The organism is Haloarcula sp. Atlit-120R, assembly GCF_003665885.1.
Classification (GTDB): Archaea; Halobacteriota; Halobacteria; order Halobacteriales; family Haloarculaceae; genus Haloarcula; species Haloarcula taiwanensis.
In genome coordinates, this window is the sequence record NZ_QPLN01000001.1 from 1,093,766 (window position 1) to 1,110,923 (window position 17,158).

16 protein-coding genes are annotated in these 17,158 nt (G+C 65.3%); 11 read left to right on the top strand and 5 right to left on the bottom strand.

Annotated elements, in window-relative coordinates:
• Window positions 1-41 precede the first annotated feature (41 nt).
• Entirely contained in the window at window positions 42-179 is a 138-nt protein-coding gene (locus DVK01_RS22110; protein ID WP_198560199.1) for a hypothetical protein, read from the bottom strand.
• 178 nt (window positions 180-357) lie between these two features.
• Here DVK01_RS22110 and DVK01_RS05710 point away from each other — a divergent pair, with 178 nt between their 5' ends.
• On the top strand, window positions 358-1,095 hold the full coding sequence (locus DVK01_RS05710) for a molybdopterin-binding protein (RefSeq protein ID WP_101351313.1): 738 nt from the start codon (window positions 358-360) through the stop codon (window positions 1,093-1,095).
• A 1-nt stretch (window position 1,096) separates the two neighbouring features.
• Here the strand turns inward: DVK01_RS05710 and DVK01_RS05715 are convergent, their stop codons facing one another.
• Entirely contained in the window at window positions 1,097-1,786 is a 690-nt protein-coding gene (locus DVK01_RS05715; RefSeq protein WP_101351314.1) for a hypothetical protein, read from the bottom strand.
• Between the two features lie 139 nt (window positions 1,787-1,925).
• Here DVK01_RS05715 and hemB point away from each other — a divergent pair, with 139 nt between their 5' ends.
• From hemB to DVK01_RS05765, 10 genes are all read left to right on the top strand, one after another.
• The gene (gene hemB, locus DVK01_RS05720) at window positions 1,926-2,906 is read left to right on the top strand and encodes a porphobilinogen synthase (RefSeq protein WP_121535837.1); all 981 of its coding nucleotides are present in this window, start codon (window positions 1,926-1,928) and stop codon (window positions 2,904-2,906) included.
• A 102-nt stretch (window positions 2,907-3,008) separates the two neighbouring features.
• Window positions 3,009-3,722, top strand: a complete 714-nt coding sequence (locus tag DVK01_RS05725; RefSeq protein ID WP_121535840.1) for a DUF4129 domain-containing protein — start codon at window positions 3,009-3,011, stop codon at window positions 3,720-3,722.
• Window positions 3,719-4,246, top strand: coding sequence for a hypothetical protein (locus DVK01_RS05730; RefSeq protein WP_101351317.1), 528 nt, complete (start codon window positions 3,719-3,721; stop codon window positions 4,244-4,246). Before DVK01_RS05725 ends, DVK01_RS05730 begins: the two co-directional genes overlap by 4 nt.
• The gene (locus DVK01_RS05735; RefSeq protein WP_101351318.1) at window positions 4,243-5,499 is read left to right on the top strand and encodes a DUF58 domain-containing protein; all 1,257 of its coding nucleotides are present in this window, start codon (window positions 4,243-4,245) and stop codon (window positions 5,497-5,499) included. The genes DVK01_RS05730 and DVK01_RS05735 overlap by 4 nt, the downstream gene beginning before the upstream one ends.
• Window positions 5,496-5,978, top strand: coding sequence for a hypothetical protein (locus tag DVK01_RS05740; protein WP_101351319.1), 483 nt, complete (start codon window positions 5,496-5,498; stop codon window positions 5,976-5,978). The genes DVK01_RS05735 and DVK01_RS05740 overlap by 4 nt, the downstream gene beginning before the upstream one ends.
• Window positions 5,979-6,317: 339 nt before the next feature.
• The gene (locus tag DVK01_RS05745; RefSeq protein WP_101351320.1) at window positions 6,318-7,646 is read left to right on the top strand and encodes an ammonium transporter; all 1,329 of its coding nucleotides are present in this window, start codon (window positions 6,318-6,320) and stop codon (window positions 7,644-7,646) included.
• Complete coding sequence (locus DVK01_RS05750; RefSeq protein WP_121511918.1) at window positions 7,639-8,004, top strand: P-II family nitrogen regulator; 366 nt, start codon at window positions 7,639-7,641, stop codon at window positions 8,002-8,004. Before DVK01_RS05745 ends, DVK01_RS05750 begins: the two co-directional genes overlap by 8 nt.
• A gap of 9 nt (window positions 8,005-8,013) precedes the next feature.
• Window positions 8,014-8,472 (top strand): HTH-type transcriptional regulator Lrp, encoded by a 459-nt coding sequence (gene lrp / locus DVK01_RS05755; protein ID WP_101351321.1) that lies wholly within the window; start codon window positions 8,014-8,016, stop codon window positions 8,470-8,472.
• Between the two features lie 197 nt (window positions 8,473-8,669).
• The gene (locus DVK01_RS05760; RefSeq protein WP_101351322.1) at window positions 8,670-9,314 is read left to right on the top strand and encodes a chemotaxis protein CheC; all 645 of its coding nucleotides are present in this window, start codon (window positions 8,670-8,672) and stop codon (window positions 9,312-9,314) included.
• A 171-nt stretch (window positions 9,315-9,485) separates the two neighbouring features.
• The gene (locus DVK01_RS05765) at window positions 9,486-10,841 is read left to right on the top strand and encodes a substrate-binding protein (RefSeq protein WP_101351323.1); all 1,356 of its coding nucleotides are present in this window, start codon (window positions 9,486-9,488) and stop codon (window positions 10,839-10,841) included.
• A 263-nt stretch (window positions 10,842-11,104) separates the two neighbouring features.
• Here DVK01_RS05765 and DVK01_RS05770 read toward each other — a convergent pair whose 3' ends face one another.
• The 3 genes from DVK01_RS05770 to nasA form a co-directional block, all read right to left on the bottom strand.
• The gene (locus tag DVK01_RS05770; RefSeq protein WP_121535843.1) at window positions 11,105-12,871 is read right to left on the bottom strand and encodes a nitrite/sulfite reductase; all 1,767 of its coding nucleotides are present in this window, start codon (window positions 12,869-12,871) and stop codon (window positions 11,105-11,107) included.
• Between the two features lie 426 nt (window positions 12,872-13,297).
• Window positions 13,298-14,620 carry an MFS transporter gene (locus tag DVK01_RS05775; protein WP_101351325.1) on the bottom strand — a complete coding sequence of 441 codons (1,323 nt, stop codon included), beginning with the start codon at window positions 14,618-14,620 and terminating at the stop codon, window positions 13,298-13,300.
• Window positions 14,621-14,940: 320 nt separating this feature from the next.
• Window positions 14,941-17,061, bottom strand: a complete 2,121-nt coding sequence (nasA, locus tag DVK01_RS05780) for an assimilatory nitrate reductase NasA (RefSeq protein WP_121535846.1) — start codon at window positions 17,059-17,061, stop codon at window positions 14,941-14,943.
• Window positions 17,062-17,158: the final 97 nt, after the last annotated feature.

The window sequence follows — 17,158 nt, forward strand, 5'->3', positions numbered from 1 at the left end:
AGCGCCGCCACAACCGGCGCTGGCGTAGTTCGCCGCTGAGTTCAGTCTGTCAGTGTCTCGGCAAGGGGTGTGTGCGGCTCCTCGACGGGCGCGTCGTCGCCGCGGTCCATGCTCGGCGCGCGGCTCCGGTCCGGGTAGACCCGTTTGACACAGTCAGTACAATTGGTGACAAGTACCATACACCGTGGTCAGGAGAGCTTGCATATGTATGTTGCCGAAATATGGCTAGACGAAAATTAATGACATAATATACCATTAATACGTGTTCAGACCGGGACCGGCAGGCGGGTCGGTTACCCGATCTATCGCTACTTGCCAGCCAAACGCTTAACGCCGGCAGACACCCACAGCGAGATAATGGAGGTCGCACTGGTCACTGTCGGTGACGAACTGCTCGCTGGCGACACGGAGAACACGAACGCGTCGTGGCTAGGGCGCCAGCTCACGGCTGCCGGTGCGAGCGTCGCCCGCGTCCTGACTGTGCCCGACGACGAGGCAGTCGTCGCCGACACTGTGGCGCGATATCACGACGCCTTCGACGCGGTCATCGTCACCGGTGGCATCGGCGGGACGCCCGACGACATAACGAAGGCCGCCGTGGCGAGGGCGTTCGACCGCGACCTCGTTGTTCCCGACGACGTGCGGGCACACCTCGAAGCGAAGGCCGAGCGCTTCGCCGAGGACAACCCCGAGCTGGTGGACCGCTACGACATGGACCTGGACCTCGATGCGTGGGCGTCGGTCCCCGAGGGCGGCCAGCCGCTACTGACCGACGAGAGCTTCGCCGCCGGCTGTGTCGTCGACAGCGTGTACGTCATGCCGGGCATCCCCGAGGAACTGCGGGCGATGTACGAGACCGTCGCCGACGAGTTCGACGGCGACCGGACGACGGAGACGCTACACACGCCCGCTCCCGAGGGGGCGCTGGTCAGCCGCGTCACCGAGGCCCGCGAGCGGTTCGGCGTCGCTGTCGGGAGCTACCCCCGCAAAGACGACGCGCCCGGCCGAGTGAAGGTGACCGGCGAGGACGCCGCCGCCGTCACCGAAGCCGCGGCGTGGCTCCGCGAGCGAATCGAGACGGTCGACGGCGAGTGACTCACATCCCGCCGCCCGCGCCGCCACAGCCCGCGGCCCCGCCGGCTCCCGCAGCAGCGCCGGTACATGCGGCGGCCGCGCCCGCGCTTGCGCCGGCGCAGTGAGCTGCGATTGCCGCCTGCCCGCCGCTGTACGCGCCCGTGCCCATCGACTCGGCGTCGAAGGGCTTCCAGTCGACCGGCGGGATCTCGTCGTCGCCGTTGTCCCCCTCGGCGACGGCCTCCCGGAGTGACTCGATGTCGAAACCCGGTTCGGTCAGGTACCGCTCGACGAGCGGCGGATGGACCGCGATGCGGCAGTAGACGACCGCGTCCTCCTCTTCGTGGGCGTAGGCGAACTGGAGGTCGTAGTGACGGACGTGGCAGTCGGCGAACGGCTCCCGCACCGCCTCCAGCGCCCGGCCGGCGAACGACCAGACGGCGTCGCGGTCCGGTTCGCCGGCGTCCTCGAAGAGGAAGGTAACCACGGGGACGAGTATGTCGTCGCCGTCGTCGTGGACGTTGACTTTGTTTATTTCGGCGAGGTCCGGGTCCTCAGCGAGTTCCTCGGGCAGCGGGTCGAAGGCGGCGTCGATGGCGTCGTTGGCGGCCTCGCGCTCCTCGCGGTAGTCCGGCGTCAGGTCCGCGAAGCCGAGGCCGTCGAGGAAGTCGTGCATCTGTTCGGTCAGCGAGTCACTGTCCTCAGAGGGCATCGGTCAGGTGTGACGGCGGCGTCGGCATAAATCTCGTGTCTGGACGGGAACGTGTCACACGGTCCCGGGTCCCGTCGCCGAGGACGCAGTCGCCGCCGCAAGCGGTGGGTTCATGCCGCGGACGGCCGGAACAGTCGGTATGAACCTGACACAGCGCCCGCGCCGCCTGCGGACCGACGGCGTGCGCCCGCTGGTGCGCGAGACGGACCTCTCGGCGTCGGACCTCATCGCCCCGGTGTTCGTCGACGCGACGACGGACGAACGGGTCCCCATCGAGACGATGCCGGGCCACGAACGTGTCCCGGTCGACGAAGCGGCCGGCCGCGTTGAGGAGATTCTCGAAACCGGCGTCGAAGCGGTGATGCTGTTTGGCGTCCCCGAGTCGAAAGACGAGCGCGGGAGCCGCGCTTGGGCCGAAGACGGCGTCGTTCAGGAAGCCACGCGCCGCATCACGAGCGAAACCGACGCCTACGTCATCACGGACGTCTGTCTCTGTGAGTACACCGACCACGGCCACTGCGGCGTCCTCGAAGACGACGCCGCCGAGGACCCGCGGCTGACGGTGTGCAACGACGAGACGCTCGACCTGCTGGGCAAAATCGCCGCGAGCCACGCCGCGGCCGGGGCCGACATGGTCGCGCCGTCCGGGATGATCGACGGGATGGTGGGCGCGATTCGGGAGGCGCTGGACGCCCAAGGCGACACCGACGTGCCCGTCATGAGCTACGCCGCGAAGTACGAGTCGGCCTTCTACGGGCCGTTCCGGGACGCCGCCGATGGCGCGCCGGCCTTCGGCGACCGCCGCCACTATCAGATGGACCCCGCGAACGCACGCGAAGCCCGCCGCGAGGTCAACCTCGACGTCAAGCAGGGCGCAGACGTGCTGATGGTCAAGCCCGCCCTGCCGTATCTGGACATCGTCAAGGAGATCCGGGAGTCTTACGACCACCCCGTCGCCGCCTACAACGTCTCCGGCGAGTACGCGATGCTCCACGCCGCCGCCGAGAAGGGCTGGCTCGACCTCGAATCAGTTGCTTACGAGTCGCTGCTGTCTATCAAACGCGCCGGTGCGGACCTGATTCTGACCTACTTCGCGGAGGACCTCGCAGACGAACTCTGAGCGGGACCGGTCGCGGCGTGTCCCCGTTCGAACCGCGCCCGTGAGCGTTCCACCGAAGGGCAGGTCCCTAACCTATTCATGTACCAGGGGCGGAGTGGCTGTATGCAGCGACAGTCCCTCCTCGTGGCGGTTGTCGCCGCGATTGCGCTGCTGTCGTTCAGCGTCGGCGCTGCGAGCCTCGACGCCGCCACCGGATCCGACCAGGCGGAGATGATCCGGGACGACAGCCAGATTGACAACCCCGACGGACAGGGCCTCAGTGACCCGCCCGGTAGCATCGACCCGCCGGAAAGCGAGAACGGTGCCCGCGCGCTGCTGCCGAGTGTCCCCGCCCCGGCAGTCGGTGCGCTCGCCGTTGGCCTCGCAGTCGGGCTCGTGGTTCTCTGGCGACTGGCCGGCCAGAGCCGGACAATCGACGAGACGGGCGGCGAAACGCCAGCCGTCGGAACCGCGGAATCCGCGAAGACCCCCTCGCATAGCGCGGCTGCAATCGACGTGCCCCTGACCAACGACGTGTACCGCGCGTGGGCCGCCCTCGAAGATGCGGTGACCGTGGACGACGATGCATCGTCCCCGCAGGACATCGAGGCGGACGCGACGGCGGCCGGGGCCGACCCAGACGCCGTCGCCTCGCTCCGGTCAGTGTTCGAACGGGTTCGCTACGGCCGGGAGCGGCCGGACGCTGACCTGGAGTCCCAAGCCCGTGCGGCGCTGGAACGAGCCGCCGACAACGCGGACGATATCGCGGCGAGTCCCGCCGAGATGCCTTCTGCGGACAAAGACGCCGACGGGTCCGCGGGGGAGGGCAAGGCGTGACACTGCGCCGGCTTCCGCTGGCGCTCGGCCTCGTCGCGACAGCCATCGGCCTCGGCCTCGCCGCGCTCGGCGCGCCGCTGTTGCCCTCGGGCGCTGTCTCGGACCTCCCGATCCTCGCGGTGGCCGTCTTCGCCGGAGGCGTCGCGCTCCTCGCACTCCTCGTTCGTTCCCTCGACAGCGAACGCGGCGTGGCGCTGCCCGACACCGATAGCCAGTACGTCACGGTCCCCGGTGACGATATCGACGAGGCGCTTGCTGGTGGAGCCGGACAGGAAGCCATCCGGCAGCGCGTCGAGGGAGTTGCTGTCACCGTCCTCCAGCGCGACGGGCTCTCTCCCGACGAGGCAGCGGACGCGCTCCGGTCCGGCGCGTGGACGGACAGGGAGCCGGCTCAGAAACTGTTCGACGGGACACCGATATCGCTCCGGGCGCGGCTGTCCGGGTGGCTCTCGGGTATCCGTCCGTTCCAGCGGCGCGTCGCCCACGCGACGGCCGAACTCCGGCGGCGCGACGAGGAGCGATGAGCGAGGTCCACCGCACCGGCCGCTGGTTCGGGCTGGCCGGGGCCGCGCTGGTCGCCGTCGGCGTCGGGCTGGTGGGGCAGGTCCCCGCGCTCGTGTTGCTGGGCGGGCTCGGCGTCACGCTGAGCGCGTACGACCGGGTCGCCGTCCCGCCCGCCGCGAACGTGTCGATACAGCGGTCCATCACACCGACAGAACCCGCACTCGGCGAGCGGGTCACCGTGGCGCTCACGGTCCGTAACGACGGGTCGCGGACGATTCCGGACCTCCGGCTCGCCGACGGCGTACCGGATTCTGTCCGCGTGGTCGAAGGGTCGGCGTCGCTGGGAACGGCGCTACGCCCCGGCGCGTCGACGACCATCACCTACGAGATTACCGGCGGGACCGACCGTTGCGTGTTCGATCCGGCGACGGTCGTCGTCAGGGACGTTGTCGGCGTCGTCGCCCGGCGAACGTCCGTTACGGCCGAGCCCGACACCGTCACCTGGGAACAGCCGGCCAGTTCGGCGCTGTTGCCGCTGGTCCCGGCGGTGGCCCGCCGACCCGGGACAGTGCCCGTCGACGAGGGCGGCGAGGGGGTCTCCTTCTACGCGGTCAGGGAGCACCGCTCGAACGACCCGCTCTCCCGCGTTGACTGGAACCAGTACGCTCGCACCGGCGACCTTCGGACCGTCGAGTTCCAGCGCGAACAGTCGGCGACGGTCGTGGTCGTCGTCGACGCCAGGTCGGCCGCCGCGCTGGCCCCGCGACCGGACGCCGAGACGGCTGTCGAGCGGTCGACGATGGCCGCCGTCGCCCTCGTCGAGGGGCTCCCGGAGGACGGCCACGAGGTCGGCGTCGCGGCGTACTCGCCACACGGCGCGTGGCTCGCACCGGGCACGAGCGCTGCCCATCAGCAGCAGGCCCGGACCCTGCTCAGGACCGACCGCGCGTTCGCCGCGACATCGGTCACCCGAACACCGGATACGACGAAGCTCATCGCACAGTTGCCGACGGCGGCGAACGTCGTCTTCCTCGGCCCACTGTGTGACGACGACAGCGAGGCCCTGGTCCGCCGACTCGCCGCCAGCGGTCACCCGGTGACGGTCCTGAGCCCCGACCCGACCGCGACGGATACGGCAGGCCACCGGTTAGCCCGACTCGAACGCCGCGAACGGCTCCGTCGGCTGCGAGCCGCCGGCATCGCCGTCCACGACTGGCCCGCAACGGAGCCGCTGGAGCAGGTCACTGAACGGGCCTTGCGAGGTGGCCGATGACGTACCGAACCGGGCTCGTCTGTGGCGGTGCGGCACTGGCGGCGGGTGTCGTGACGCTATTCGTCGCCGGCATCAGTGCGGTCTCGACCGCTGCTGCCCTCGTTGGCGTGGTGCTGCTCGCCGGCGGGCAGCTAATTCAGTCCGGGCGGCTGATCGACCTCGCCAGCGCGTCGCTGTTCCTTGCATTGTTAGTGGCCGCCCTGCAGGGAGCAACGACGACGACGGTGCTGGTCGCCGGCGGCGCGACGGTGCTGGCCTGGACGTTCGCACACGCGGCAACCGACCTCTATGCAGACCTCGGGACAGCGCCCGGGACGCCCGTCGAACTCACACATGTCGCGGGAACGACAGGGCTTGTCGGGGCGAGCGTCGTGGTGACGACGCTGCTCTTTCAGCTCGACGTGCCGCCGCTGTCGCCGCTGGCGCTGGCAAGCGTCGTGCTGGGCGCAATCGCACTTACCGCGGCGCTCAGGCGATGACCGGCCGAGCAGTGTGTACGGATAGCTGAGAGCGCGCGCAAGCAAAAACGGCCTATTTGGCCCCCTGTGGCCGGAACTGGGGTCGACAAACGTCCAAAATTCCAGTACACATATACGGACTTTCTTTACGGAGAACAACCTTATATCCATAATATCATACCATAATTTGGACGGTCGTCTACCATATCCCCTCTAATTTCCGTTTTCATAAAGGCAAACCTTATGTAGTGTTGTTACCAGAGCCATTCTCGTGAAAGAGTTGAAGAAGTTGAGCCAGAATGGGAGAAAGTTGGACATGCAGCCGGCAGTAGATAACAAAACGAAACAGGTGAACTAGAAATGAGCTACACCGCACTACAAGTTGACCCGAACGTACTCGCAGAAGGTGTCAACCTCCTGTGGGTCCTTACAGTATCGTTCCTGATCTTCTTCATGCACGCAGGCTTCGCCATGCTCGAGGCGGGCCAGGTGCGTTCGAAGAACGTCGCGAACCAGCTAACGAAGAACCTCCTGACCTGGTCGGTCGGAGTTGTCGTGTTCTTCCTCATTGGGTCCGGCATCTCGTCGCTCGTCGGGTCCGGATCCTTCGCGCCGGCGTTCGGTGCTGAGGCCGCAAACGACTACGTCGGGTGGCTGTTCGGTGCCGTCTTCGCGATGACGGCGGCAACCATCGTCTCCGGGGCGGTGGCTGGCCGAGCCAAGCTCCGTGCGTACATCACGTACACGTTCCTGCTGGCCGCAGTCATCTACCCCGTCGTGACCGGGCTCACGTGGGCCGGGTCCCACATCAGCCTCGGCGGTGTCGTGTTCAAGGACTTCGCCGGTGGGATGATTGTCCACGGTATGGGCGGTATCGCCGGTCTCACGGCCGCCTACGTGCTGGGTCCGCGCATGGGCCGGTACAACGAGGACGGCTCTGCGAACGTTATTCCGGGTCACTCGATGACCTTCGCCGTGCTGGGGACGCTTATCCTTGCTTTCGGCTGGTACGGGTTCAACGTCGGGACCGCAGCGAGTGTTTTTGTCGTTGAAGACGGCGCACTCGCGCTCGGTGCCTTCGCAACGGTCGGTCGCGTTGCGATGACGACGACCGTGGCGATGGCGATGGGCGCAATCGGTGCCGCACTGGTCGCGTGGCTGAAGACCGGCAAAGTCGACACGCTGTACGTCGCAAACGGGCTGCTCGCCGGGCTGGTCGGTATCACGGCCATCCCCGACACCACGACCTGGTGGGGCGCACTCATCGTCGGCGTCCTCGCTGGCGGTCAGCTTCCGATTGTGTTCAGCTTCATAGAAAACCGCATGAAGATTGACGACGTGTGCGCTGTGTTCCCGGTCCACGGCAGTGCCGGTGTGCTGGGCACGATCATGTACCCACTTGTCGCAACCTCCGGCACCGTTGGCTCTATCGGCAGCGCCCTCGCCGTGCAGGTGGTTGGTGTCGCCGTTATCGCCGGCTGGACGATTGTGACCACCGGCCTCATCTGGTACGGCCTCAAGGCAGCCGGCCAGGCTCGAGTTACGCCCGAACACGAGCAGGAAGGGCTGGACGTCAGCGAACACGGCGTCGAGACCTACCCCGAGTTCGGTGGCGGCGAAAGCGTTGTCGCCGATGGTGGTAAAGTGAATCCGAGTGTGCGTACTGACGGAGGTTCCAAAGATGACTGACGAAACCGACGACTCCGAAATCAAGATGGTAGTCGCAATGGTTCGACCGGACAAACTCGGCGACGTGAAGAAAGCACTCGCCGAGGTCGGCGCGCCCTCGCTGACAGTGACGAACGTCTCCGGCCGCGGCTCACAGCCCGCGAAGAAGGGGCAGTGGCGCGGTGAGGAGTACGTGGTCGACCTGCACCAGAAGGTCAAAGTCGAGACGGTGGTCGCAGACATCCCCGCAGGGGATGTCGTCGACGCTATCGCCGACGGTGCCCACACTGGCGAGAAAGGTGACGGCAAGATATTCGTCCTCCCCGTGGACAACGCCTATCAGGTCCGAACCGGCAAAGAAGGCCCAGAGGCAGTCTGAGCGGACGAGATGGTCGATGATACCGACAGACAGGTAGTAAACGCACTGCTCCAGGACGGCCGTGCGAGCGCCCGTGATGTCGCCGCTGCGACCGGCATCGCGGCGACCACGGTATCCCGCCGGATGGACGACCTGGAGTCGACCGGTGTGATCGACGAATACACCGTCGACATCGATTACGGGGCGCTGGGCTACGACGTGACTGCCGTGTTCCAGCTCTCCGTCGAGGGCGACGGGCTCGAACGGGTGGTAGACCGGTTACGTGATCGACGCGAGATGGTGGCGGTTTACGAAGTGACCGGCGACCACGACATCGTGGCCGTCGGGAAGTTCACCGACACGCAGTCGATGAACGAGCGAATAAAGACGCTGCTCACCGACGAGGACATCCGCTCCGCCTCGACATCAGTCGTACTGAACACGGTGTGTGAACACGAGCAGTTCCCGGTCGACGGAACTGACGTCTGAGGCGCCGGCGGTCCTGTTTTCGCTGCTAGTTCAGTACGGGACGGCACGCTACGAGGTGCAACGGGAATGTGTCCGTAGTGGCTGCATTTCTTGCCCGGTACCCTGTGGGACCGGCAGCAGATGGCTGTCAGCCCCTATCCGCTGGTGAGCGTGGCTCCCAGCGGTGGCGTTAAGCCGCTTGCGCCGCTCCAGAAGATATGGGCTTGAAAGTCGACGTGCGGAAGCTGGACCTTTTCAATCAGATGGCAAAGGAGGGGTCCGGGACAGTCGCGGATAACCTCGGCCAGTTGACCGGCCTCGACGCGACAGTTCGGACCTCACAGATCAATTTTCTCGACATCGAGGACGTCAAAACACACATCGGCGACGACAAGGGCGTCGGCATCTACGTCGAACTGAACGAACCGCCCTACGGATACGTCCTGTTCCTGCTCGACCCGGCCGACAGCAAGCGGATGGCCAGCGCGATGATGGGTGGAATGGGTGAGCCAAGCGAGGGGGAGGGGTTCTCCGACATGGAACGATCAGCGATGCAGGAGATCGGCAACATCATGACCTCCGCGTTCATCGACGGGTGGGCCAACGTGCTGGAGACGACCATCGACATGGGGACGCCGAACTTCGTGTTCGGACCGGCTGACGGCATCATCGACAAAATGGGCGGCTGGCCGGACTCCGACCTAGTGTTCGTCGTCGACTCGCGTATCACCGTCGACGACGGTGACCTCGGGATGACTGTGTACACGTTCCCGGAACTGGAGGACCTCGTCGCGCTGATTCAGGATATCGACCTCGACACCGACGTGGCGGTCGACACCGAAGCCAGCGACATTCTCGACTGAGAGCGACACGCTATCTCTGCTTCCCCATTTCGTATCGTCTCCAGTGTTGCTGTAACCGCTATAGCGATGCGTGACCATCTGTTACTTCCTGAGACCAGTCAGCCTGTGCCAATTGGTTACCCTTTTCTACTGAAATAAGTATTATATATATTTATCATCAAAACAGCTGGTATGCGATTGGAAAGTGGGGGCGCAGCGGTTGATAGGCGGTCGCTACTACAGCTTGCCGGTGGGGTCGGTACCGCGGGCCTCGCCGGGTTGGCGGGATGCCAGGGCGGGGGTTCGAGAGCCGAAAGCACACCAGAACACCCACCGCTCGGGAACTATCCGGTCGACGGCGACACGGTGACGTTCGGCTTCAACGTCCCGCAGTCCGGGACCTACGCCGCCGAAGGACGCGACGAGCTCCGGGGGTACGAACTCGCTGTCGCCCATCTCAACGAGGGCGGCGGCTGGGTCGGGCAACGCTCCTTTGACGTACTCAGCGGCGACGGCGTGCTCGGAAAGACCGTCGAGTACGTCACTGCAGACACGGAGACGAAACCGGATGTCGCGACGGCTAACGCCGAGGAGATGATCAAGCAGGACGATGTTATCATGTTCTCCGGCGGCTCGTCCAGTTCCGTCGCCATCGCTCAGCAGAAGGTCGCACAGGCCCGGAAAGTCCCGTATATGTGCTGTCTGACGCACTCGAACGACACGACGGGGAGCGCCTGTGTCCGCTACAGCTTCCGAGAGATGTTCAACGCGTACATGACCGCACAGGCGCTGATTCCGGCGCTCAAGGAACGGTTCGGCCGAGACGCCGAGTACGTCCAGATCTACGCGGACTACAACTGGGGGCAAACGATGGAGTCGTCGATTCGCGATTTCTTCACGTCGAGTGGCTGGGTCGAACTCACGAGCATCCCGACACGTCTCGGGACGACAGACTACGAGGAACCACTCAAACGGGCCCGGGACGCGGGCGCGGAGGTCGTTTTCCTCGACCACTACGGACTCGACGCCGCGAACTCGCTGACAACAGCTCAGGAAATACTCCCTGACGAGGTGGGGATTGTGGTGCCGCTGTACAACCGTATCGTGGCACAGAACGCCTCGGCGGCGCTCGATGGTGTCGTCGGGACGGTCGCGTGGGACACCAGCGTCTCGTCTGACCTCTCCAATGCGTTCAAAAACGCCTTCACCGCGGAGTACGGGAACGGACAGCGGCCCTCGGGCGTGGCCCATCTGGCCTACGCACAGACGCTCCAGTTCGCCGCGGCCGTCGAGCGGGCCGGCACGTTCTATCCGCCAGCGGTTATCCGAGAACTGGAAGGCCACGAATACTCGGTCGGGCTGGGAAGCCAGACGATGCGGCGCTGTGACCATCAGGCCCAGCGTGGCGTCCCGGTGGTCGAGGGGCTGCCCGAGTCTGAGCAGTCCCTCGGTCGGTTCTATGATCTGCTCAGCGTCACGAAAGCGGTCGGATACGACTGTGACGGCGGCCCGGCCGCCGAGTGCGAACTCGGCGACTACGGGGACTAGAGCCGGAGCGTGACGTTACTGTACACCGGAAAATACGGCAAGCGGAGAAGCGAGCGGGAACTGGACGCAAGCAGTCCCCAACTGTCAGAGGCAGACGGACGCGCCCTGCAACGGGCAGGTCACGTCAGCACATCCGGCTGTTCGGAGCCGGAGGCTGCGTCACTCCAGTAGCTCCGGTGCCGCGTCGTATGCCAACCCCGCAACCGCGGATTCTGGCTGATCGTCGTCGGCGTTGTCGGTCGGACAGTCTGTCTCAGCCATGGTCAGTCGTCCGCCGAAATCGGCTGGCCCTCGGCGTCGGTCGGGGCGGGGCTGTCGCCGTCGTCGAAGGGGTACCACGACTGCTTGCCGTCGGCCAGGCAGGGGTCTTCGTACCCCTCGACCTCGTGGGGTTCGGCCAGTTCAACGATTGTCTCGTGGCCGGTGGCGTCGACCCACTCGCGGAAGGTCTGGCCCTCTGAGCGCAACGCGGCGTAGGCCTCGACGATGTTGGCAATCATCCCTGGGACTTCGTCTGCGGGGACGCGCTGGCGAACCCACTCGATGAACGCCGGCTCCGAACCGATGCCGCCGCCGACGCCAACGTCGACGGCTTCAACCATCTGGCCGTCCTTGCGGGCGCGCATCCCCTGTAAGCCGATGTCCGCAGTCATCGCCTGCCCGCAGTCGGCCGTACAGCCCGAGAAGTGCATCTTGATGCGGTCCACGTCGTCGGGCACGTCGACGTTGTCGCCGAGCCAGCGGAGCAGGCGCGCCATCCGCGCTTTCGTCTCGGTGAGCGCGAGTGAGCAGAACTCCGTGCCGGTACAGGCCATCGCGCCCTGAACAAAGGGGTTCGGCTCGGGGGTGTGCTTGTCCAGCAGCGGCTCGTTGAGCAGGTTCGAGAGCTTGTCGTCGGGCACGTCCATGACGAGCGGGTTCTGGCGGCGGGTCAGCCGCACCTCGCCGGAGCCGTAGGCGTCGGCGAGGTCCGCCAGTTCGATGGCGTCCTCGGCGGAGAGCCGACCAACGGGCACCGAGAGCCCGACGTAGTTCTTGCCGTCTTTCTGGTCGTAGACGCCGACGTGGTCGTGGGCACCGTATTCGGTGGGTTTGCCGGCGTTGTACGTGTACTCCCCGCGGAAGTCGGTTCCGGCGGTCTCGAACTCGAAGTCTAGCTGTTCGTCGAGCGCCTCGCGGATGGCGTCGGTGCCGTGCTCGTCGACGAAGAAGCGCGCGCGGTTCTTCGAGCGGTTCTGACGGTTGCCTTCCTCGTGGTAGTACTCGACGAACGCCCGGACGGTCTCGACGGCGTGTTCGGGCCGGATGAACAGGTCAAGCGGGCGGGCCTCGCGGGGCTCGCGGCCGCCAAGGCCGCCGCCGACGCGGACGTTGAACCCCTCGACTTCCTCGCCGTCGATGAATTTGTGGGCCGGCTCCAGCCCGATGTCGTTGATGCTGTCCTGGGCACACCCCTGTTTGCACCCCGTCACCGAGATGTTGAACTTCCGGGGCATGTTGGCCAGGTCGTTGTCGTCGCGGATGGTCTCCTGAATCTCGTCGAGAATCGGGCGGGACTCGACGAACTCCTCGGCCTTGCCGGCGACCGGACAGCCGGAGATGTTCCGCATCGTGTCCCCGCCGGCCGAGCGCGAGGAGACGCCGACGGCTTCGAGTTTCTCCCATATCTCGGGGACGTCTTCGAGCTTGAGCCAGTGTAGTTGGATGGACTGTCGCGTCGTGAAATCTATCCAGCCGTTGCCGAACTCGGGGTTCTCGGCCGGTCCCTTCGCGTAGTCGCGGGCGACTTCGCCGATAGCCCGGAGCTGGTCCGGTTCCAGGACGCCGCCGCAGTTGGTCAGCCGCATCATGAAATACGACTCCTGGCCGCCGCGGTGGTGGAACACGCCCCAGAACTTGAACCGCGAGAACCACTTCTCGCGTTCGTCCTCGGGAATGGACTCCCAGCCCTGCTCGGCGAACTCCTCCAGCTTCTCCCGTACCTCGTCGCCGTACAGCTCCGCTTTGTACTCCTCTTTTTTATGCGCCATCTTCTCGCCCCGCCGTTCTTGCTGTATGTGGTTTTTTATCGCCCATATATATCTGAATGTCCGCTAATCTACGTCTAATTACTCAGCTTGATTGCTTATAACCCTAATCGTTAAAGAAATAAAGAGTAAAGTGGGCTTCGAAAACAGCCGTCCAGAATTATACCGTCTAGGAGGTGTTTAAAGAGGTTATACACCACACCGCTGGAACGGGAAAACCGAGGGACTGCAGGCGGTTGTCCGGTCCGGTACCGGAGTTGTCCTTCGGAGACGCTCGCGGAAAATAGTTCGTCCGAGTCGGCTGGACCCGTAGAACTGGGGTGTCGGTCGCGCGTGCCGAACCGACGGACTGCGGGACGCAACGCAGTAGGCGTGACACTAGTTAACATGAAAAAATGAAAGAATGCAGCAGGGACAGCAGGCGAGGCGTCAGTCGTCGCCGGAGGCGACAGTAGTGCCTTCTTGCGTGCTCCGGACAAACCCGGCCGTGTTAGCGATTTTCGCGATCTCCGGCCGGAACACCCACGCCGACAGCGCGACGATGGGGAGCATGGTGAGAGCAGTCACAGAGTACCCGATGTGGAGGTTCGATAGCCACGGCGCGGAGTAAAACAGCGGGTAGACAATGCCGCCGACGGTGCCGACGCCGCCGACGACGCCCGCAACTGAGCCAGAGTCGTTGGGGAACATCGCCGGTACCTGCGCGAAGATGGCGCCTTCAGCCCAGGCACAGCCCGTGCCCACGAGGAAGCCGACGACGACGGCGTTCATCAGGACCCCGGAGAGGCCGGCCAGCGTCATTGCGAACATCATCACCACGATGAAACAGAGCCCGAGGAACGTCCACTGCTCGCGGTACTGTCCCTCGAAGAAGGGCAGGATGTTCTTCTCCTTGCGGGCCAGCAGGTCGCTGCCGTAGCCGCCGAAGGGTCGGAGCAGGCCCGCGGCAATCGAGAACGTCGCCGCGAAGGTACTGGCGATGACGAGGTTGTCCTGGTTGAATGCCTCGCGGTAGTAGGTGGCGAGCCACCCGTTCATCGACAGTTCGAGGCCGAAGGACATGATGTACGCGGCGGCGAGGACGACGGTGCCGTAGCGCGTGGCCGTGTGGAGCCAGCCTTTGAAGTTGGTGTTTTCCTTGGTCGCCTGACGCTTCGCCTCGCTTTTCGCAGCCTCGCCCAGCGTGTAGTAGGCGATTGCGAGGAGGATGGAGACAATGCCGGTGTAGAAGAACGCGGCCCGCCAGTTGGTCGAGAACAGCGGCCCGCTCCAGTCGGTCCCGAACACGCGAGGGAGGATGAGCGCCCCGCCGGCGGCACCGGCGTTCCCGACGCCGGCGTAGATGCCCTCCGCCAGGCCGAGGTTCTCCTCTTCGAACCACTCGGCGACGTGCTGGATGCCGATGACGAACGTGATGCCGGCCGTCGCCACGATGAGCCGGAGCACGAAGAACACGGAGTAGTCCTGTGCGAAGGCGCTCCCTATCGAGAACACGCCGACGTAGGCCAACACGATGGCGAAGATGGCTGGCGCGCCGAACTTATCGGAGAGCCACCCGGTGAGCATCCGTCCGAACGGTGCCATCCAGATAGCCGAACTGGCGAGGATACCGATTTCCGCGGTCGTGAGCCCGAACTCTTCGGCCATCGGACCGGTAAACGGCGCAAAAGAGAACCAGATGAGAAATGAGAAGTTGAATCCGATGGTCGCCAGCAACAGCGTCCGGTACTTCGTCATCTTGATCAGTCCCATACTGACACCCCGATTACGGACTGCGCGCTATTTGGAGTTATTGCCGATTTTTTGTCCACCAATCCGAGTTTATTTTGGATGTGTGCCCACATCAGTACATGAAGTTCGAAAGTCCCACCATTTAATAACAGTAACCCTTTACAGAACGGCTATTCTCATCCCTTAGAATGGATAGACCGCAAATATATCATCGGATATCCCCTGTTTAAGGACATTGAACGCCCAGCACACAGGGGAATAATTGGACATATTTTGATTAATTCGAACATCGCTGGAAAAGCGCGTGTCGTCGAGATATCGGAAGTGCGCCTGCTATCGGTTCAATCGGCCGTGGCCGGGGGCAGTTCAGCTTCAGGGGCAGCGAGGCGGGCGGCACACTGTTTGAAATTCGGTTCGTCAGACTGGGGGTCCCGGTCCGAGAGCGTCAGCCGGTTCGTCGCCGGGTGGTGGATCGGGAGCCACACCATGCCGCGGGGGACGCCCTCGTCCCGGTCGATGGCGACTGTCGCGGACCCGCGGCGCGTTTCGACGGTCAGTGTCCCGTCGTCGACGAGACCGCTGTGTTCCTCGACTGTCTCCGGGTGGATGCGGGCCACCAGCGACCCGGCCTCACCCCCGCGGGACCGGACGCCGGTGTTGTACCCGTCGGCCTCGCGGGCGGTGGTCAGGGTCAGCGGGTAGTCCTCGTCGGTCGGTTCCGGGAGCGACCCCTGGCGGCCCGTCGAGAACTGCGCCAGCCCGGAGGGGGTCGGGAACGACCACAACTCGCTGTCGTCCGCGTCGCGGTCGTAGTAGCGGTAGCCGCCCGAACTCTCCCCGTCGGGCGCGGGCCAGCGGACGGCGTGGTTCTCGTCGAGACGCTCGTAGGTGATGCCCGAGCAGTCGGCGACCGTCCCCTCGGTGAGGGCGGTGAACTCGTTGAAGACGGCCGACGGGTCCGGCGACGTGCTCTCGAACAGGCCGGGGAACAGCCGCGAGCCGATGGTGGCGATGATGTCGATATCCTGCCGGACGCCGCTTGGCACGTCGGTCGCCGGCCGGACGCGGGAGATGGTCCGCTCCATGTTCGTCGTCGTCCCGTCGCTTTCCCCCCAGGTCGCGGCGGGCAGGACCACGTCGGCGACCTCGGTCGTCTCCGTGTGGAAGGCGTCCTGCACCACGAGGAAGGCGTCTTCGAGCGTCTCGCGGACGCTCTCGGCCTCGGGCATCCCGGCGACGGGGTTGGTGGCGACGGCCCAGACGGCCTCTGGCTCGCCTTCGAGCATCCCGACGGGACCGGGGCCGGTGTCGTCGGGCAGGCGGTCGACGGGCACGTCCCAGTGGTCGGCGACGAGGCGGCGGTGGTCAGGGTCCTCGAAAGCGCGCTGACCGGGCCAGGTCCCTTTCGACGAGCAGATGCGGGTCCCCATCGAGTTGGCCTGGCCGGTCAGCGAGAACGGCCCGCCACCGGGACGGAGGTTCCCCGTCGCCAGCGTCAGGTCGATGAGCGCCCGGGCGGTCTCGGTCCCCTGGACGTGCTGGTTGATGCCCATGCCCCAGTAGACGAGCGTCCGCTGGTCCATCACGTCGGCCAGCAGGTCCACGTCTGCCATGTCGACGCCGGCCTCGGCGGCCGCATCCGTGGCGTCGGGCAGGGCCGCGAGCAGGTCCTCGAAGCCCTCCGTCGCCGCGTCGACGAACGCGCGGTCGACCCGCCCCGTCTCGACGATGCGGGCGAGCACAGCCCTGGCCAGCGCGAGGTCCTTGCCGGGGGCGGGCGCGACGTGGTGTTCGGAGTTCTCGGCGGTCTCCGAACGGACGGGGTCGACGACGATGATTTCGACGCCGTCCTCGCCGGCGGCCTGTTGAATCCAGCGGAACATCACGGGGTGGGCGACCGCCGGGTTCGCCCCCCAGATGACGTGGCGGTCGGCGTCACTGATGTCGGCGTACGTACAGGGTGGCGCGTCGCTGCCGAAGGCCTGGTAGTAGGCGGTGACGGCGCTTGCCATGCACAGGGTCGTGTTGGCGTCGTAGTTGCGCGTCCCGAAGCCGCCGCGGGCGACCTTCCCCAGCGCGTAGGCGGCCTCGTTGGTCTGTTGGCCGCTGCCCAGTACGGCGACTGAGTCAGGGTCCTGCTGGGAGGCGGCCTGAAGTCCCTCAACCGCGCGAGACAGCGCCACGTCCCACTGAGTCTGGCGGAGTTCCCCACCGCTGCGGACCATCGGCCGTGTGAGCCACTCACCGTCAGGGGCCTTGCTCTCCCGGAGACCGCGCGCACAGGCGAGTCCCTGACTGACCGGGTGGGCGGCGTCGCCGCGGGCGGCGTCAATGCCGTAGCCCTCGTCAGCGCCCTGGTGCATGTGTCCACAGCCAACCGCACACCGCATACACGTCGTTGGCACCCAGTCGCTCACAGCCACCCACGCGCCATCCAGACGCCTGTTTGTCCATTTTTCCATAATATTGCAGTTGTTTCGGATGTCATTGTCGTATTTGAATAGACGAACACACACTGTATAACAGTGACTCTTTACGAAATACTTATTTCACCAGTGA